This window comes from Lawsonibacter sp. OA9, from assembly GCF_022440585.1.
This window is the reverse complement of record NZ_JAKNTI010000022.1, coordinates 1370655-1385680: the sequence shown is the minus strand read 5'-3', so window position 1 is coordinate 1385680 and position 15026 is coordinate 1370655. Positions and strand designations below refer to the sequence as shown.

General features: G+C 57.3%; 16 protein-coding genes. 2 read left to right on the top strand and 14 right to left on the bottom strand.

All coding sequences use genetic code 11. From position 1 onward, the window contains the following. Positions 1-56: 56 nt before the first annotated feature. The 3 genes from MCG44_RS07815 to MCG44_RS07805 form a co-directional block, all read right to left on the bottom strand. Positions 57-2774 (bottom strand): FtsK/SpoIIIE family DNA translocase, encoded by a 2718-nt coding sequence (locus MCG44_RS07815; protein ID WP_240287601.1) that lies wholly within the window; start codon positions 2772-2774, stop codon positions 57-59. Between the two features lie 29 nt (positions 2775-2803). Then, complete coding sequence (locus tag MCG44_RS07810) at positions 2804-3661, bottom strand: undecaprenyl-diphosphate phosphatase (protein ID WP_240287599.1); 858 nt, start codon at positions 3659-3661, stop codon at positions 2804-2806. Positions 3662-3771: 110 nt separating this feature from the next. Further along, positions 3772-4488: a ClpP family protease gene (locus tag MCG44_RS07805; protein ID WP_147571884.1), complete on the bottom strand. Its 717-nt coding sequence runs from the start codon at positions 4486-4488 to the stop codon at positions 3772-3774. Positions 4489-4630: 142 nt separating this feature from the next. Between MCG44_RS07805 and MCG44_RS07800 the strand changes: the two genes are divergently transcribed. Both MCG44_RS07800 and MCG44_RS07795 read left to right on the top strand, forming a co-directional pair. Continuing rightward, entirely contained in the window at positions 4631-5212 is a 582-nt protein-coding gene (locus MCG44_RS07800; protein ID WP_240287597.1) for a helix-turn-helix domain-containing protein, read from the top strand. Continuing rightward, on the top strand, positions 5209-5640 hold the full coding sequence (locus MCG44_RS07795; RefSeq protein ID WP_240287595.1) for a hypothetical protein: 432 nt from the start codon (positions 5209-5211) through the stop codon (positions 5638-5640). The genes MCG44_RS07800 and MCG44_RS07795 overlap by 4 nt, the downstream gene beginning before the upstream one ends. Positions 5641-5740: 100 nt before the next feature. On the opposite strand, the gene MCG44_RS07790 is transcribed toward MCG44_RS07795, so the two are convergent. The 11 genes from MCG44_RS07790 to abc-f form a co-directional block, all read right to left on the bottom strand. Further along, entirely contained in the window at positions 5741-6412 is a 672-nt protein-coding gene (locus tag MCG44_RS07790; RefSeq protein ID WP_240287593.1) for a nucleotidyltransferase domain-containing protein, read from the bottom strand. Positions 6413-6482: 70 nt separating this feature from the next. Next, a complete protein-coding gene (locus tag MCG44_RS07785; protein ID WP_240287591.1) occupies positions 6483-7895 on the bottom strand; it encodes an aminopeptidase in 1413 nt (470 codons plus the stop codon). A gap of 22 nt (positions 7896-7917) precedes the next feature. After that, positions 7918-8535 carry a dephospho-CoA kinase gene (gene coaE / locus MCG44_RS07780; RefSeq protein ID WP_240287589.1) on the bottom strand — a complete coding sequence of 206 codons (618 nt, stop codon included), beginning with the start codon at positions 8533-8535 and terminating at the stop codon, positions 7918-7920. After that, positions 8520-8870 (bottom strand): DUF4180 domain-containing protein, encoded by a 351-nt coding sequence (locus tag MCG44_RS07775; RefSeq protein WP_186852619.1) that lies wholly within the window; start codon positions 8868-8870, stop codon positions 8520-8522. Before MCG44_RS07775 ends, coaE begins: the two co-directional genes overlap by 16 nt. A 20-nt stretch (positions 8871-8890) precedes the next feature. Next, entirely contained in the window at positions 8891-9916 is a 1026-nt protein-coding gene (locus MCG44_RS07770) for an L-threonylcarbamoyladenylate synthase (protein WP_240287587.1), read from the bottom strand. After that, a complete protein-coding gene (locus MCG44_RS07765) occupies positions 9913-10461 on the bottom strand; it encodes a GNAT family N-acetyltransferase (protein ID WP_186852621.1) in 549 nt (182 codons plus the stop codon). Before MCG44_RS07765 ends, MCG44_RS07770 begins: the two co-directional genes overlap by 4 nt. Further along, positions 10454-11110, bottom strand: a complete 657-nt coding sequence (locus tag MCG44_RS07760) for an HAD family hydrolase (protein WP_240287585.1) — start codon at positions 11108-11110, stop codon at positions 10454-10456. The genes MCG44_RS07765 and MCG44_RS07760 overlap by 8 nt, the downstream gene beginning before the upstream one ends. A gap of 10 nt (positions 11111-11120) precedes the next feature. After that, positions 11121-11378 (bottom strand): hypothetical protein, encoded by a 258-nt coding sequence (locus tag MCG44_RS07755; protein ID WP_147571894.1) that lies wholly within the window; start codon positions 11376-11378, stop codon positions 11121-11123. 18 nt (positions 11379-11396) lie between these two features. Next, a complete protein-coding gene (gene prfA, locus MCG44_RS07750) occupies positions 11397-12455 on the bottom strand; it encodes a peptide chain release factor 1 (RefSeq protein ID WP_147571895.1) in 1059 nt (352 codons plus the stop codon). An 11-nt stretch (positions 12456-12466) separates the two neighbouring features. Next, positions 12467-13105, bottom strand: a complete 639-nt coding sequence (locus MCG44_RS07745) for a YdcF family protein (RefSeq protein WP_147571896.1) — start codon at positions 13103-13105, stop codon at positions 12467-12469. Further along, positions 13102-15015: a ribosomal protection-like ABC-F family protein gene (abc-f, locus tag MCG44_RS07740; RefSeq protein WP_186852623.1), complete on the bottom strand. Its 1914-nt coding sequence runs from the start codon at positions 15013-15015 to the stop codon at positions 13102-13104. The genes MCG44_RS07745 and abc-f overlap by 4 nt, the downstream gene beginning before the upstream one ends. Between the last annotated feature and the right edge of the window lie 11 nt (positions 15016-15026).

The window sequence follows — 15026 nt, the reverse complement described above, 5'->3', positions numbered from 1 at the left end:
CCACTCCCTCTATTCAGTCCACCGCCTGTCATCCGGTCTGCTGTCCGTATCCTGGGTTATAGGGTATCCTCTTCCGCTCGGTCCAGAGACTCCTCCACGTCAAAGGGCGGATCGACCTGGGTGCTGTCTAAATCGGTTCGATCTGGTATTTCCGCTTCTGTCTGAGGAGGAGGCGCCCCGACCCCCTGCCGATACTTCAGCTCCTGCCACTGCTCCTTAGTAATCAAAACCTGGCGGGGTTTGCTGCCCTCAAAAGGACCTACAATCCCCTTTTCCTCCAGCTGGTCCACCAGGCGGGCAGCACGGGCATAGCCCAGCTTCAGTCGGCGCTGGAGCATGGAAACAGAGGCCATCCCTGTTTCCACCACAACCTCCGCCGCCGCATCGATGAGCTCGTCATACTCATCACTGACCTCATCCGGAGCGGAGCCGCCTACACCTTTTGTTCCCTTCTCCTTCTCGGCGGCGTGCTGCTCGATCTCCTGCATGACGTTGTCATCATACTGGGCGGAGCCGCTGCGTTTGACAAACTCTACTACGGAAGCGACCTCCTGGTCGCTAATCAGGCAACCCTGTACACGGGTTGGCTTCCCGGCGCCCAGCGGGAAATAGAGCATATCCCCCCGGCCGACCAGCTTTTCTGCGCCAGTAATGTCCAAAATAATGCGTGACTCCAGGCTGGAGGCCACGGCAAAGGCGATCCGACTTGGTATATTGGCCTTCATCAGACCAGTGATGACGTCAGCAGAGGGGCGCTGGGTGGCAATAATCAGGTGCATACCGCTGGCACGGCCCATCTGAGCCACCCGGCAGATAGACTCCTCCACTTCCTTCGCCGCCACTAGCATCAGGTCGGCCAGCTCGTCGATGATGACCACAATCTGGGGCATTTTTTCCATTCCCTCGGTCTTTGCGGCCTTAGCATTGTACGAAGCCAGGTCCCGCACGCCAACTTCGGCAAAGGAGCGGTATCGCTTCATCATTTCCGTGACTGCCCATTGAAGGGCGCCCGCCGCTTTCTTGGGATCTGTGACCACGGGAATCAACAGATGGGGGATCCCGTTGTAGATGCCCAGCTCTACCATCTTGGGATCCACCATGATCAGACGGACTTCCTCTGGAGTGGCCTTATACAACAGGGAGATGATCAGAGAATTGGTACACACCGACTTACCGGAGCCTGTCGTACCCGCAATGAGCAGGTGGGGCATCTTGGCGATGTTTCCGACGATACAGTTTCCTCCAATGTCCTTGCCCACGGCAAAGGATACCTTAGAGGCGCTGTTTGTGAAGGCGGTAGAGCCGATGACCGAGTGGATATTGACCGGGGAAACCAGCTTATTAGGCACCTCAATCCCGACCATGGATATCTGGTCTGGGATTGGGGCGATGCGGACCCCTGTTGCGCCCAACGCCAAGGCGATATCGTCCGCCAGATTGGTCAGCTTGTTCAGCCGGACTCCCTGGTCCAGTTCCAGCTCATACCGGGTCACAGAGGGGCCCCTTGTCACGTTGACGATGTTGGCGTCGATTCCAAAGGAGTGGATCGTATCAGCGAGGCGCTGCCTGTTGGCGTTGAGCTCCACCAGCGCCTCGCCACCAATATCCCCTGTCCCCTCAGTGAGCAGGGATAGAGGCGGATACTGGTAAGGCGGGCTGCCCTGGTCCATGGTTTCCTGGATATCCTGTGCCACCTGAACTGCCGCTTCTTCCGCCTCCTGGCGGGTCACCTTTTGTGGCTGCTCGTCCTTCTGTGGAGTGGGCGGCACCGCAGGCCGCTCCTCTGGTACGGACGGCGGCGCCACAGTGACCGGCGGGACCACCGGGATCGGCCGGGGCCGCTCTGCCGCGGGGGCAGGCGGCTGTTCCTCTACAGCCTCGGGCTCTGCTGCCGGGGGAACACTCTCCTGCTCTGTAGACCCCTTCAGCAGTTGGTCGGGGGCAGGCACACGGGCCTTGCGGTCAAAAAATCCCAGCCGTTTCTTCTCCTGGGGGGCCGGCGGTTCTTTCCCCACCAACGGTCCCTCATCCACAGGGATATCGATTTCAGAGCGGCGCGTCCGGGTCTGGGACAGCGATTCCGCCGCCCTCTCTCCCTGGCGCTCCTCAGTCCGGCTCCGGCGTGGCTGCTCCGGCTCTGGCTCATATTCATATTTCGGCCGGTTAAAGACCCAGTCCGCCACATCCACCAGAGAACGGTCAAAGGCGGCCAGTCCCATCAGAATCGCTCCCATGGCAAAGATGATCGTGGAGCCCAAGCTGGTAAACAGGGATACACAGGCCTGGGCCAGCACACCGGCCAGCACACCACCGGATCTCATCGCCTCGCCGCTGTTCCACAACTCCTTGACCAGCGCACCGTTCCAAGGAAGCGGATCTGACAGCATACCATGGAATACGCCCGCCACCATCAGGGGCAGGAGGAGGGCGCAGGTCAGCCTTAGACGGACCGGCCGTCCACGGTGGAACGCCAGGATATAGGCTCCCAAAAGCAAGGCGGGAGGGACCAGCCAAAAGCCATAGCCTACCAGTCCCTTGACCAGCCCCACAAAGAAGGTGATGAAGATCGCCTCCATTTTGAAGTATCCAAAGGAGGAGAAGATCGCCAGGAGCAGGCAGACCACCGCCCCTACCTCACGCCGGAACGGGCGGTGGGAGGAAATGTCGGCACGGCTACTCTTGGCCGCTGGCTTGGATCTTGCCGCTGAAGTAGTCCGTTTTCCGCCGGAGGAGGCCGACCGTCCCCCTCCGGATCTCTTTTGTGTCGTTGCCATTCTTAAAGGTTCCTACCTTTCCAGGAAAATCAGATCGTACCCGACGTTAGCGTCCACCCCATGGCGCATAGGACCAGAGAGAGCAGGCCGGCGCCCCAGCAATAGTAGGCAAACGCGCCAAACTTGCCCTTGGATGCCAACAGGTTGACCAGTCCGATGGAGAAATAGCCCACCACGCCGGCGATGACCATACCCATCAGGTATATGGGTAGCCTCCCTTCCGGCAGACCGCCTTCCATCTCCAGAACGTCCTTGACCTCCAGGATCGTCGCGCCCAGCACCGCGGGCAGAGACATGAGGAAAGAGTAGCGCACGGCAAATTTGCGGTCGAATCCTCTGGCCATACCGGCGGAGATGGTACAACCGGAGCGGGACAGCCCTGGGATGGTGGCAAAGCCCTGGGCCACGCCCACTAGCAATACGTCCTTCAGGGTGGCGTTTCGGGCGTTCTTCCTTCCGCCCGCCATTCGGTCAGAACAGAAGAGGATACAGCCTGTCACCAGCAGAGCACAGCTGACAAAATAAGGATTGGATCCAAGAGCCTCCACCTTATTTTTGATCAGCAGCACCGCAAAGAGCGGCAGCGTACCGACGATGACCAGGAGGACCAGCCGGCGCGCCTCCGGTGGATTCCCATGGGAAGGATGGCGGGAAAAAAGAGCCGCGATCCCTCGAAAAAACTCAACGATCATTTCCACTACATCCTGGAAGTAGTAGATGCACACAGCCAGCAGAGTGGCAAAGTGGAGCAGCACGTTGAACAAATTATCTGGCTCCGCCAGGCCAAAAAAATGCTGAAACAAGGTCAGGTGCCCGGAGCTGGAAATAGGAAGGAACTCGGCTACGCCCTGGACAAAGCCGAGAATAGCGGACATAGGATAGGTCACTGTATTTACCCCCTAAATGGCAAGAAGCCAATAAAATCACTGATACTATATTAACACAACAGGACAGGAAATTCCAGTCTTTTTCATTTGCATTATGTAAATGGGCGGGATCACTCCCGCCCGCCTGTTTCTATTGCTTGCTTTCTATCCTCTATCATCCCATGCAGGCAGGACAGCGCGTCAGACAGCCCGCCAATCTGGTCAATCAGCCCAAGTTCCACCGCCTCCTCGCCGTAGATCACACTGCCTACGTCGGCGGCCAGTTCCCCTGTCTGAAGCATCAGTTTGGTCAGCGCCTCCCGCTTGATCCCGCTGTTGGCGGTTATAAATTGTGTGATACGATCCTGAATGCGCTCAAAATAATAGAACGTCTGGGGTACACCGATGACCAAGCCGTTGAGCCGAACTGGGTGGATCGTCATAGCAGCCGAGGGCGCAATGAAAGACCGTTTGGCCGAAACCGCCAGCGGAACCCCGATCGAGTGGCTCCCGCCCAGCACAAGGGAAACGGTCGGCTTAGACATAGAGGCGATAAGTTCCGAAATGGCCAGCCCAGCCTCCACATCTCCCCCGCCGTTATTCAGTAAGATGAGCAGTCCATCTATCTGGGGGCTCTCCTCCACTGTGGCCAGCAGAGGAAGAACATGCTCGTACTTCGTACTCTTGCTGCTGGGGGGCAGCATCTGGTGGCCCTCGATCTGTCCCACGATAGTCAGCACGTAGATGGTCCCTTTGTCCGTCTGAATCAGGGAGGACCCCAGATCTATGATCGGCTGTATGATGGGTTCGCTCGTCTGCTGTTCCTCTTTCTCCTGAGATTCATCCATAATAAGCACCCCTCCTATGAAAACTCCTTTCTAGGTTGTACTGTAAGAGCCTTTCTTAGTCAAAAACCGCTTCTCTACTTTTCGTAGGTTGCTTTTTGCGGCGGCAATGCTCATAATAGAGAAAAATCAAGGAGGTCATCCCATGGATAACATACGCTTTGGGGCCTTTGTGGCCCAGTTGAGGAAAGAACAGGGCCTGACCCAGAAAGAGTTGGCAGACCAGCTCAATGTCACAGACAAGGCCGTGTCCAAATGGGAGACTGGAAAGGGGTTTCCTGATGTAAAGCTTCTGGAACCTCTGGCCCAGGCCCTCGGCATCTCACTTGTGGAACTGATACGAGGAGAAAAAGACCCCAGGGACAGCTTGACAGCTGCCGAAGCGGAGGCTGTTGTTTCTCAGGCTATGGACCAGTCCCAGAGGATCACCGCCCGCCGGTATCTGAAGCTGCTGCGTTGGCTGCTGACCTCCATCGCGGCAATATGCGCTGTTGGCCCTCTGACTCAACTGGCGCTTGCCTTGGAGTTATTCTTCACGGGATCTAAGCTTTTTGCCACAGGGACTTCCCACATGGGACACATCGGCGGGGTGGATGGCCCCACCTCTATTTTTGTGTCCTCCGCACCCCTTCCCACCTGGCTGTCCGTCGGGCTGCCCACTTTGCTTCTGGTCCTCTGTATTATTCTGGCCTTCCAAGTCTGGAAATTAGAAAGGAAATTGAAATGAGAAATTGGATACGAGCCATACTTGTCCCCTTATCGACGCTGGCCATCCTGTTGCTGGCCGCCTGTGGTCAACAGACTGTTGGCAGCGCCACTTCCCCTCCCACCTTGACTCCCGCCAATCAATGGCCGGACAACCGCTTTACCCAATCCATACCCAAACCTTCCTCTGGCACCGTGACCGCCGTCTCCGAGGGCAACTCAGCCGGCTGTCAAATCTTTGCGGTCTATCTGGATGATATTGGTGAGGCCGAGGTTGACGCCTACCTCCAAGCGGTCCAGGAAGCCGGGTTTCAGAGCGTACATGATACCCTTGGTATTGCCACGGAAAATGCGGTTGCGCTTGGAGAGCTCTTTTATAATGGGGAGGTTTCCCTCAGCGTTGCCGCTTCAGGCAGCTCACTTAGCCTTGCTGTCTCCCTTCCGGAATAGGCGCCTTGTCCTTTTTGATAACTGCCAGACCGGGCAAAACAACCCAGGCACGAAGGCAACACAGTTCACTCGTAATGAGCAGATCCATTTTTAGGGCTGTCTAGTACTGCTTCACGCCCTCTCGCAATGTTGCTCCCGCCCATTGAAGCAGGAGAGCGCTGTCTTTTTCCAGATCAGGCCCCTCTCCGGCCCGGAACGCCAGAACCCGCTCCAGCACTGACCGCTCCTCTCCAGTTAGCTCCAGCCACAGCTCTCGATGTTTTTTGACGTACACCCCGGTTTTCAGCCAATATATCGCCTGAAGGGTGAAAGCGGCGGATTTATAAAGCGCGGCCAGCAGCGCCTCATCTCGCTCGTGAAGATAATTATGTACACAGCCGTGGTATAAATTGCACAGGCCAGTATGGACTGCCCGACTGGCGTCCTCTCTGGCGAATGTCCCCCGTAAAAATTCCAAATCTCCCACAACAGGGGCTGTGTCGTGATAAAACTGGAACAGGTCGCCCGGTTCCCAGGCCAGCAGCTCTTCCTTTCCAGATACGAAGCCACAAAGCAGCTCCCGGCAGGGCAGGTTAGCCACTACCCGGCGATACCTGTCCAAGTCCTCCAGCTCCACCCGGTCCAGTACGACTACCATGTCGATATCGCTGTCTTCCCTCTCCTCACCTCGCCCACGGCTGCCTTGCAGTCCGATACAGACGATCCGGCCTCCAAACTCGTCTTTCACCGCTTGGCAAAATTGGGCCATCCAGGCTTTTTCATCCAATTTCATAGATACCTCCTTAGGACAGGACAGGGACCGCCAGAGGGCGGTCCCTGTCTTTTTCATCTGCTTTTTGGGACTAACAGGCCTCGAAGACGGCCTTCATGCCTTTATAGGTCATATAACAATCCAGTTTTCCAACCGTTTCAAAGGGAGAGTGCATGGACAAGACAGGAACCCCGGCATCTAGGGTGTCGATGTTCCGCTCGGCCATATAGGCGGCCACGGTCCCACCGCCGCCGGCATCCACCTTGCCCAGCTCGGCCATCTGCCAAGCCACACCGGCACCGTCCAACACCTTTCGGACATAAGCCACCAGCTCGGCGGAGGCGTCAGAGGCGCCGGACTTACCTCGGGCTCCGGTATACTTGCAGAGCCCCATACCGTAGTTCACAAAGGCGCTGTTGCGCTTTTCATATACATCGGCAAAGTTGGGGTCATAGGCCGCCGTCACATCGGCGGACAGGCAGAAGGATTTTTCATAGCAGGCTCTGGGCAGCACCCCCTGGGCGGCGCACAGGTCCGCCATAAAGGTGTCAAAGGAGGCAGACTTCATGCCCGTAACTCCTTCAGAGCCTATTTCTTCCTTGTCAGCCAGCATACAGACCGCTGTACGCTCCGGGGTATCCAACTGGAGCAGGGCGGCCAGGGCCGCATAGGCGCACACCCGGTCGTCGTGGCCGTAGGCTCCGATCATGGAGCGGTCAAAGCCGATATCAGAGGCCCGGAAGGCAGGGACAGCGCACAGTTCGGCGGAAATAAAATCCTCCTCAACGATGCCGTACTTCCGGTTGAGCAGCTCCAGCACAGCCACCTTCACCCGGTCACTGCCCTCGTCATCAGCCAGGGGGCGGCTGCCTATCAGAATATTCAGGCTCTCACCGGGAATGGCCTCTCCCAGGGGCTTTTTAGATTGCTCTGCCCCCAAGTGGGGAAGCAGGTCGTCAATGGTAAACAGGGGGTCACCCTCTCCGTTTCCTACGGATATCCGGACCACATTACCGCCCTTCAAGGCCACCACCCCATGGAGCTCCAGAGGAATGGTCACCCACTGGTACTTGCGGATGCCGCCGTAGTAGTGGGTCTTGAAAAAGGCCAGCTCCTCCGCCTCATACACAGGGTTCTGCTTAAGATCCAGCCGGGGGGAGTCGATATGAGCCGCACCGATGTTGACGCCCTGGTCCAGATCTTTTCGGCCGATAACGGCCAGCATAACAGCCTTGCCCCGGTTGGACCGGTACACCTTGTCCCCAGGCTTGAGCTCCATGCCACGGACATAGGGACGGAAGCCGGCGGTCTCCGCCAGTGCAATGGTACGGTCCACACACTCCCGCTCGGTCTTGCCTCCGTCCAGAAACTGCTTGTATCCGGAACAGTAAGCCTCTATGGCCTCCAGCTCACCGGGCTGTAACCGGTCATAGCCGTTTTTCTTCTGATAGGTCAGGGCCCGGCGAAGCTGCTCGCCCCGTGTCAGTTCTTTTTTTTCATCCATTGGGAAAACCTCCTTTGTACCTCTATTGTATGTGTTCCTGCAAAATCGATTCTACCAACGCCTTGGCCTGGAGGGCAAATTCCTCCACCTGGTCACAGTCGTTCACCAAGGTGCGGTCGCACCCTTTCACAAAATATTCGTCACTCTTCTGGGCCTTTACCCGTAACCAGGCGTACTCCTCCGTGATGCCCTCCCGATCCATGATCCGTTTTACCCGTATCTCCGCGGGTGCGACCACCGCCAGGGTAACGTCACAGAGCTTGGCCAGCGGACTCTCCAGCAGGGCGATGGCATCGATGGCGGCCAGAGCTATCCCCTTGCGGCGGTATCCCTCCAGCAATTCCTGGGTGCGCCTCACTGTGGCGGTTTGAGCAATGATATTGAGCTGTCGCAGCTTCTCCGGGTCGCCAAAGACGATGGTACCCAGCTTCTTTCGGTCGATTGCTCCACGCTCATCCCGGAGCGGCCCAAAGGTTTTCTCCAAGCTATGCTGTAAGGCACCATCCCTTTCCAGCAGATCGTGGTACACGGCATCGCAGTCAATGACCGCACCGCCTAGCTTCTCCACCTCTTTCAGAAGGGTTGTCTTACCCGCTCCAGTGGGGCCGGTGATGCCTAGAACGGTCATCTGTTTAACCATGCCAGGGCCTCCTCCTCAGTAGGCCAGAAGCCTACCTGACTGCCCTTGTTGCTTTCACAAATGAAATCCCGCAACGGCTTGCTGGTGTAATGGGAGAAATCGCCTACAATGGCCAGACGCATTTTGTAATTGACAAATTTCTGTAAGACCTCCCCAGCCAGCTTGGAGGACAGGCGGAAGAAGGACTCGTCCAGACAGTCCTTGTATAACACAACAGCGCTGGCCCCCGTTTCATAGCGCAGGGACGCAATCACATCCATGGCTGCGGGGCCGCTGGTAATGTGACTCTCAAGGCTCCGTAGTATGGGAATTTTGTTGATGATTTGAGATTGCATAAAATAAAGTTACCTTTCTCTTACACTTCAATGATATGGAAGCCGGCCGCCTTGTTCAGACGGTTGGCGATAGCCAGTCCGATGCCCGCAGCGTCAGGGCATTGGGCCCAGATGGCCTTCACCGCTGTATGGTCAAAGGAACGCAGGGCGTCGAAGATGTGCCGGGCCTGCTCCGCCTTATCCGCAGAGGGGCCCAGGTTCATGACAGGCCTCATCTCGTGCCGTTTCGTGAACAGGGGCACAAACTCGTCAAAACAGATGATCCCGTCTTCCGGGGCGGCATGGTCCAGTATGTACCCAGCACTTTTGGACGGCTCCCCCGCCACTACCGTCACTGGCGCCTTAGGGGCGTAGTGGCGGTACTTCATGCCGGGGGCGCGGGGTTTCTCCCCCGCCCCCATCAAGCGGGTCACCGCAGGGTCTACTTCCACATCCCCCAGGACAGCCTCAAGTTGCTCCAGGGTGACGCCCCCCGGCCGCAGCAGCCGGGGCGAGTCACAGGACAAGTCCACAATGGTGGACTCCACCCCCACAGCACAGGGACCGCCGTCTACAATGGCATCAATCTTTCCATCCATATCCTCCCACATATGGGCGGCGGAGGTGGGACTGGGCCGCCCAGAGGTATTCCCTGAGGGTGCGGCCACGGGGACATCCGCATCTCTGAGGATAGCCCGGCATAGAGCGTGAGCGGGGCAACGCATTCCCACCGTGTCCAGGCCGGCGGTGACCACATCCGGCACTACATCCCGCCGGGCGAGAATCATGGTCAGCGGGCCTGGCCAGAAACGTTCTGCTAACCGATAGGCTGTAAGGGGAATCCCCTTGCAATACCGGTCCAGATGGTCTATCGATGGAATATGTAAAATCAGAGGATTATCCTGGGGCCGCCCCTTGGCCTGAAAAATACGGGCCACTGCCTGGGGATTCAGTCCATTGGCACCCAGGCCATATACGGTCTCTGTGGGAATCCCAACCAATCCCCCATCCCGAAGGATAGCGGCGGCCTGTTGGATATTCTTCTCGTTTAACAGTTGGGTGTTCAATGCAAAAACTCCTCATCCTCAGCCTTCCGTCTGACCGAAAAGATCAGATGCGGCATGTCTATTCCATAGTAATGCTTGATAAACTGTCCCCGGATTTCCATACCATTTCGTCTGGCTACCTCCTGAGAAGGCAAGTTATTGTCCCGGATGATGGAAAAAACCTCTCTCTGGCCCAACTTCTGGAAGGCATAGTTCCGGCACGCCTGGGCCGCCTCCGTGGCATATCCCCTGTGCCAGACGGCTTTTTCCAATAGATAGCCAACCTCCATTACCAAGTCTCCCTGGCCTCGGTCCTGCCAAGTCAGGCCACACTGGCCCACCATTTTACCACTGGACTTTTCCACCGCCGCCCACAGGCCAATCCCATCTCTAGCATAACGCTCTTGCTGGCGGCGCAACCACTCCCAGGCCTCCTCATCTGAAAAGGCGTGCTCGTAGGCATACATCACCGCTGGGTCCTGGAGCATCCGGCACAGCGCCGGGAAGTCTTTGTCCCCCATCTCCCGGAGGAGGAGCCGCTCTGTCTCCAAAATCGTTTTATCCATGGCCGAGAATCACTTCCAGTAACTCCTGAGGTTCCTCAACCAACTGATCTGCTCCTTCTTTCTCCAGCTCCTCCCGTCCACGGAATCCCCACAGGACACCACAACTGGTCAGGCCACCGTTTTTCGCGGTACGGATATCCACGTTGCTGTCCCCAACGAACAGGGTATTTCCCCTCTCTGCTCCCATCCGCTCCATAAGCCTTTGGAGCAGGGCAGGGTCCGGCTTGGGCTCATAACCGGGAATGGCTCCCTGGACGATAGAAAAGACACCCGGATAGTAGCTTTCCACCACAGGTCCTGCCAGTTCGTCCGCCTTGTTGGTCAGCACGGACATAGAAACGCCCGCCTCCTTCAGCATCCGGACCACCTCTGGAAGTCCGGTATAGGGCGCGGTCTTGTCCTCCTTATGGGCATCGTAGTAGGGCATAAACTCCTCCAGGATAGCCGCCACCCCCTCCGGGGTACGCCACTCCTCCGGAACAAAACGGGCCACCAGTTTGGCCATCCCGTTTCCCACGAACCGCTTGTACTCCTCCACTGTATAGGTGGGCCAGCCATGGAGGCGGCAGACGTAGTTGCCCGCGTCAGCCAGGTCGTCAATAGTATCCAGCAACGTACCATCCAGATCAAAGATCACATTGTGAAACATGGCTCGCTCCTCATTCGTAAATGCCGATCTCCATGCCGCCGATCTCCACGGTGGTATTTTTATCAAACGCGGCCCGCTGGAGATAGGCCTTCACCGCCATCTGGGCATATTTAGGGTTGTGCCTCTCATCCTCCAGTTCCAGATCGATGCGGCCGTCTTCCCCTCCGCACACGACGCCGCCCTCCTCCAGCACCTCGTTTAGTTCCTCCACCACATCGGGTAGCTCCTTATCCTGGGGAAGGCTGGTATAGTGAATATACAGTTCCATAGTCCTATCTCCTGCTTTCTACTCTTGTTGTTTCAATTTTTCTGCCTGGTCCGCGGCGGCCAGCGCATCGATCAGCTCGTCCAGGCCGCCGTCCATCACGCTGTCTATCTTATAGAGGGTCAGCCCAATGCGGTGGTCCGTAACACGGCCCTGGGGAAAATTGTAGGTACGGATGCGCTCGTTCCGCATGCCGGAGCCCACCTGGCTGCGCCGCTGTGCCGTATATTCGGAGGATATCTTCTCTTGCTCGGCCTCATACAGTCGGGAAGCCAGGATACGCATGGCCTTGTCCCGATTTTGGAACTGGCTGCGCTCCTGCTGACACTCCACCACGGTCCCCGTCGGCTTGTGAATCAGGCGGACAGCGGAGGAGGTCTTGTTCACATGCTGGCCCCCGGCCCCGGAGGAGCGGAAAACCTGCATTTCGATGTCCGCCGGATTCAGTCGCACATCCGCACTTTCCATCTCCGGCAGGACCGCTACTGTCACCGTGGAGGTATGGACCCGTCCTCCAGACTCGGTCTCGGGCACCCGCTGGACCCGGTGAACGCCACTCTCGAACTTCAGGCGGGAAAAAGCGCCTGTCCCCTCAATCGTAAAGGTTATTTCCTTTATGCCTCCAAGCTCTGTCTCACTGGCCGAGTCCACCTCACAGTGCCATCGCTGGCTCTCGGCATACATGGAGTACATCCGATAGAGGGAGTGGGCAAAGAGGGCGGCCTCCTCTCCGCCTACCCCGGCCCGTATTTCCACAATAACGTTTTTGTCATCGTTGGGATCCTTTGGGAGGAGCAATATCTGCAGCTCCCTTTCCAGCTTTGGGATGTCCTCCATCGCCTGAGAATATTCCTCCTGGGCCAGTTCCTTCATCTCAGAATCCGACATCAGTTCTCGAGCCTGGTCCCGGGCCTCTAGGGTCCGCCGATAGGTACGGAAGGTCTCCACCAGAGGCTGGAGCTCCGACTGCTCCTTATTCAGTTTCGCCACCTGGGCCGGATCGTCATAGGTTTCCGGCGCGGCCAGCCGCGCCTCGATCTGGCTGTATTTCGCCTCAATGGCGGTAAGCTTGTCCAGCATGAGGTCACTCCTTATCGGTCAAACACAAAAGACTTTACCAGGGCCAGAGGCTCCCGGATATACATATGCAGCCTAGAAGGCAGATGGCTGGTAGGCGCGGCCAAAGTATATACCTCCCCAAAACCCGCTCGCTGGGCCAGCATTCTGGCCCGTGTCAGGTGGAACCCATTGGATACGACCAAAATCCCGTCAGAGTAATCTATCTGGGCCTCATCCATTTGCTTTTTGGAATAAGCAAAGTTTTGGGCCGTATTATGAGAAGCCGTTTCCAACAGAACCTTTTCCCCGTCCACTCCATTGGCGATCAGATAGTCCGCCATCGCCTGGGCCTCGCTTGTAGGCTCGTCTGGACCCTGGCCGCCGGAAACTACCACCGTCAGATCGGGGTGGTCCTCCAAATAGTTCAGGGCCTCATCCAACCGATCTCGGAGAAGAATGGAGGGCCCGTCCTCCTTCACCTGGCAGCCCAGGACGATCATCACCTGTGGTTCGCCGCTGATGTGGTCATAGGCCCCGGAGAGAACCGCCCCCAACAGAGCGGCAAAGGTGAGCGCTCCGGCCAGCATCAGAGCCAATATCACTTTGAGGGCAGGACCAAAACGCTTGCCCTTGTAACTGGCTACCTCTATTTTGGACCTTCTCGCCCTCATCCCCTGGCCTCCTCCAGCTGTGCGGACAGACCTTCCCAGGTCCCGTATAGCTTCAAGATCTCCTCTTCCAAGGCCTCCCGCTGTTCATACAGCTCCTGGAGCTTCAAATAGTCGGCGGCGGCCTCCTCGATCTGAATGGACAGGTCGTACATCCTCTCCTCAGCCTTGGCTACGGCACGCTCCGCGGCGTTGACCTGCTTTTCCAGTTCCTTGGTGCCCCCTGTCCGCTTGGGTTTCTCCTCTTTTGCCCCCTCCTCTGGAACTGGAGCATGGTGCGGGGCTGCCTGACCAGACTGCTTCTGCCGCTGCCTGACGGCCTGGAATTCCTGATAGCTGCCCTTAAAATCGGTAATGCGGCCGCCCTCCAGCATCCAGATACGGGTGGCAAATCGGTCGATAAAATAGCGGTCGTGGGACACAAAAAGAAGATTTCCCTCGTATTCCTCCACCGCCTCCTCGATCCACTCCCGGCTCTGGATATCCAGATGGTTGGTGGGCTCGTCCAGGATCAGCAGATTAATCTTGGAGTCCATCAGCATGCACAGCCGCAGCCGTGACTGTTCCCCGCCGGACAGGGCGGACACGGGCTTGAACACGTCCTCCCCTCGGAATTTGAAGGCGGCCAATCGATTCCGGGCGGTCTGAGCAGTACAGTCCAAATCGTAGATCATGGTATCCACCAGGTTGCGCTCCGGGTGGCTGAAATGGATGATCTGGGGAAGGTAGCCAATCCGTACCGTGGGGCCCAGGCGGAACTTTCCGCCGTCGGGCGTCTCCTCCCCCATTAAAATTTTAATGAGGGTAGATTTTCCGGTTCCATTGTCCCCCAGCAGAGCGACGCGCTCGCCGCCCTCCACTTCCAGATTTACATCAGAAAACAGCCTTCGCTCCCCAAAGGACTTTTCCAGCCCTTTGATGGACAGCACCTCATCCCCTCGAAACTCCCGTTCCCCAAAGCGGACCTCCATTTTCCGCTCCTTCTTGGGGCGGTCGGTGGTACGCATCCGCTCGATGCGCTTCTCCATGGACTGGGCCCGTTTGAATATCTTGTCGTTGCCCGAATAGGCCCAGATACGCAGCTGCTGGGCAGCCTTCTCCAACTGCTCGATCTTGGCCTGCTCCTTCTCATACTGCCTGAGCTGCTCCTCATAGCGCCGCTCCTTTTCCACCGCGTAGAAGGAATAGTTTCCAGAATAAAACTCCGCCTTTCCCTCTTTGATCTCGATGACCCGGTCCACCACGGAATCCAGAAAATAGCGGTCATGAGATACAGCCAGGACCGTACCCTTGAATTTTTCCAGGTACTCCTCCAACCACTCGGTGGCCCGTAGGTCAAGGTGGTTGGTGGGCTCATCCAACAGGAGGATGTCTGTATCCTCCAGAATCAGTCTGGCCAGGTTTACCCTGGTCTTTTCCCCTCCGGACAGCTTGTCAAAGGGCTGCTCCCGCATCGCCCGTGGAATGGACAGGCCGTTACACACCTTATTTTTCGCGGTATCCATCTCATAGCCGCCGCCTGTCTGAAACGAGGCGCTCAACCTGTCATAGCGGGCCAGCAGGGCAGGATCATGGTCTCCGGCCGCCATTCTTTGGGCGATGGAAGCCATCTCCTCCTCCATGTCGCGCAGAGATTGAAACGCGGTGTCTAGCACATCCTCCACCCGGTATCCCACTGGATAGACCGGAATTTGGGAGATGAGTCCTATCCGCTTCCCAGGGGCAGTGACCACCTCTCCCTCGTCGCAGTCCACCACGCCTGTCAGGATGCGGAGCAGGGTAGTCTTGCCGCACCCATTCGGGCCCAGCAGGCCTACCCGCTCTCCTGAGTCCACCTGAAAGGTGAGCCCATCTAAAATTTTCTTTCCAACCTCAAACTCCTTGACCAGGTTAGATACCGAAATGTCGATCATAACATCCTCTT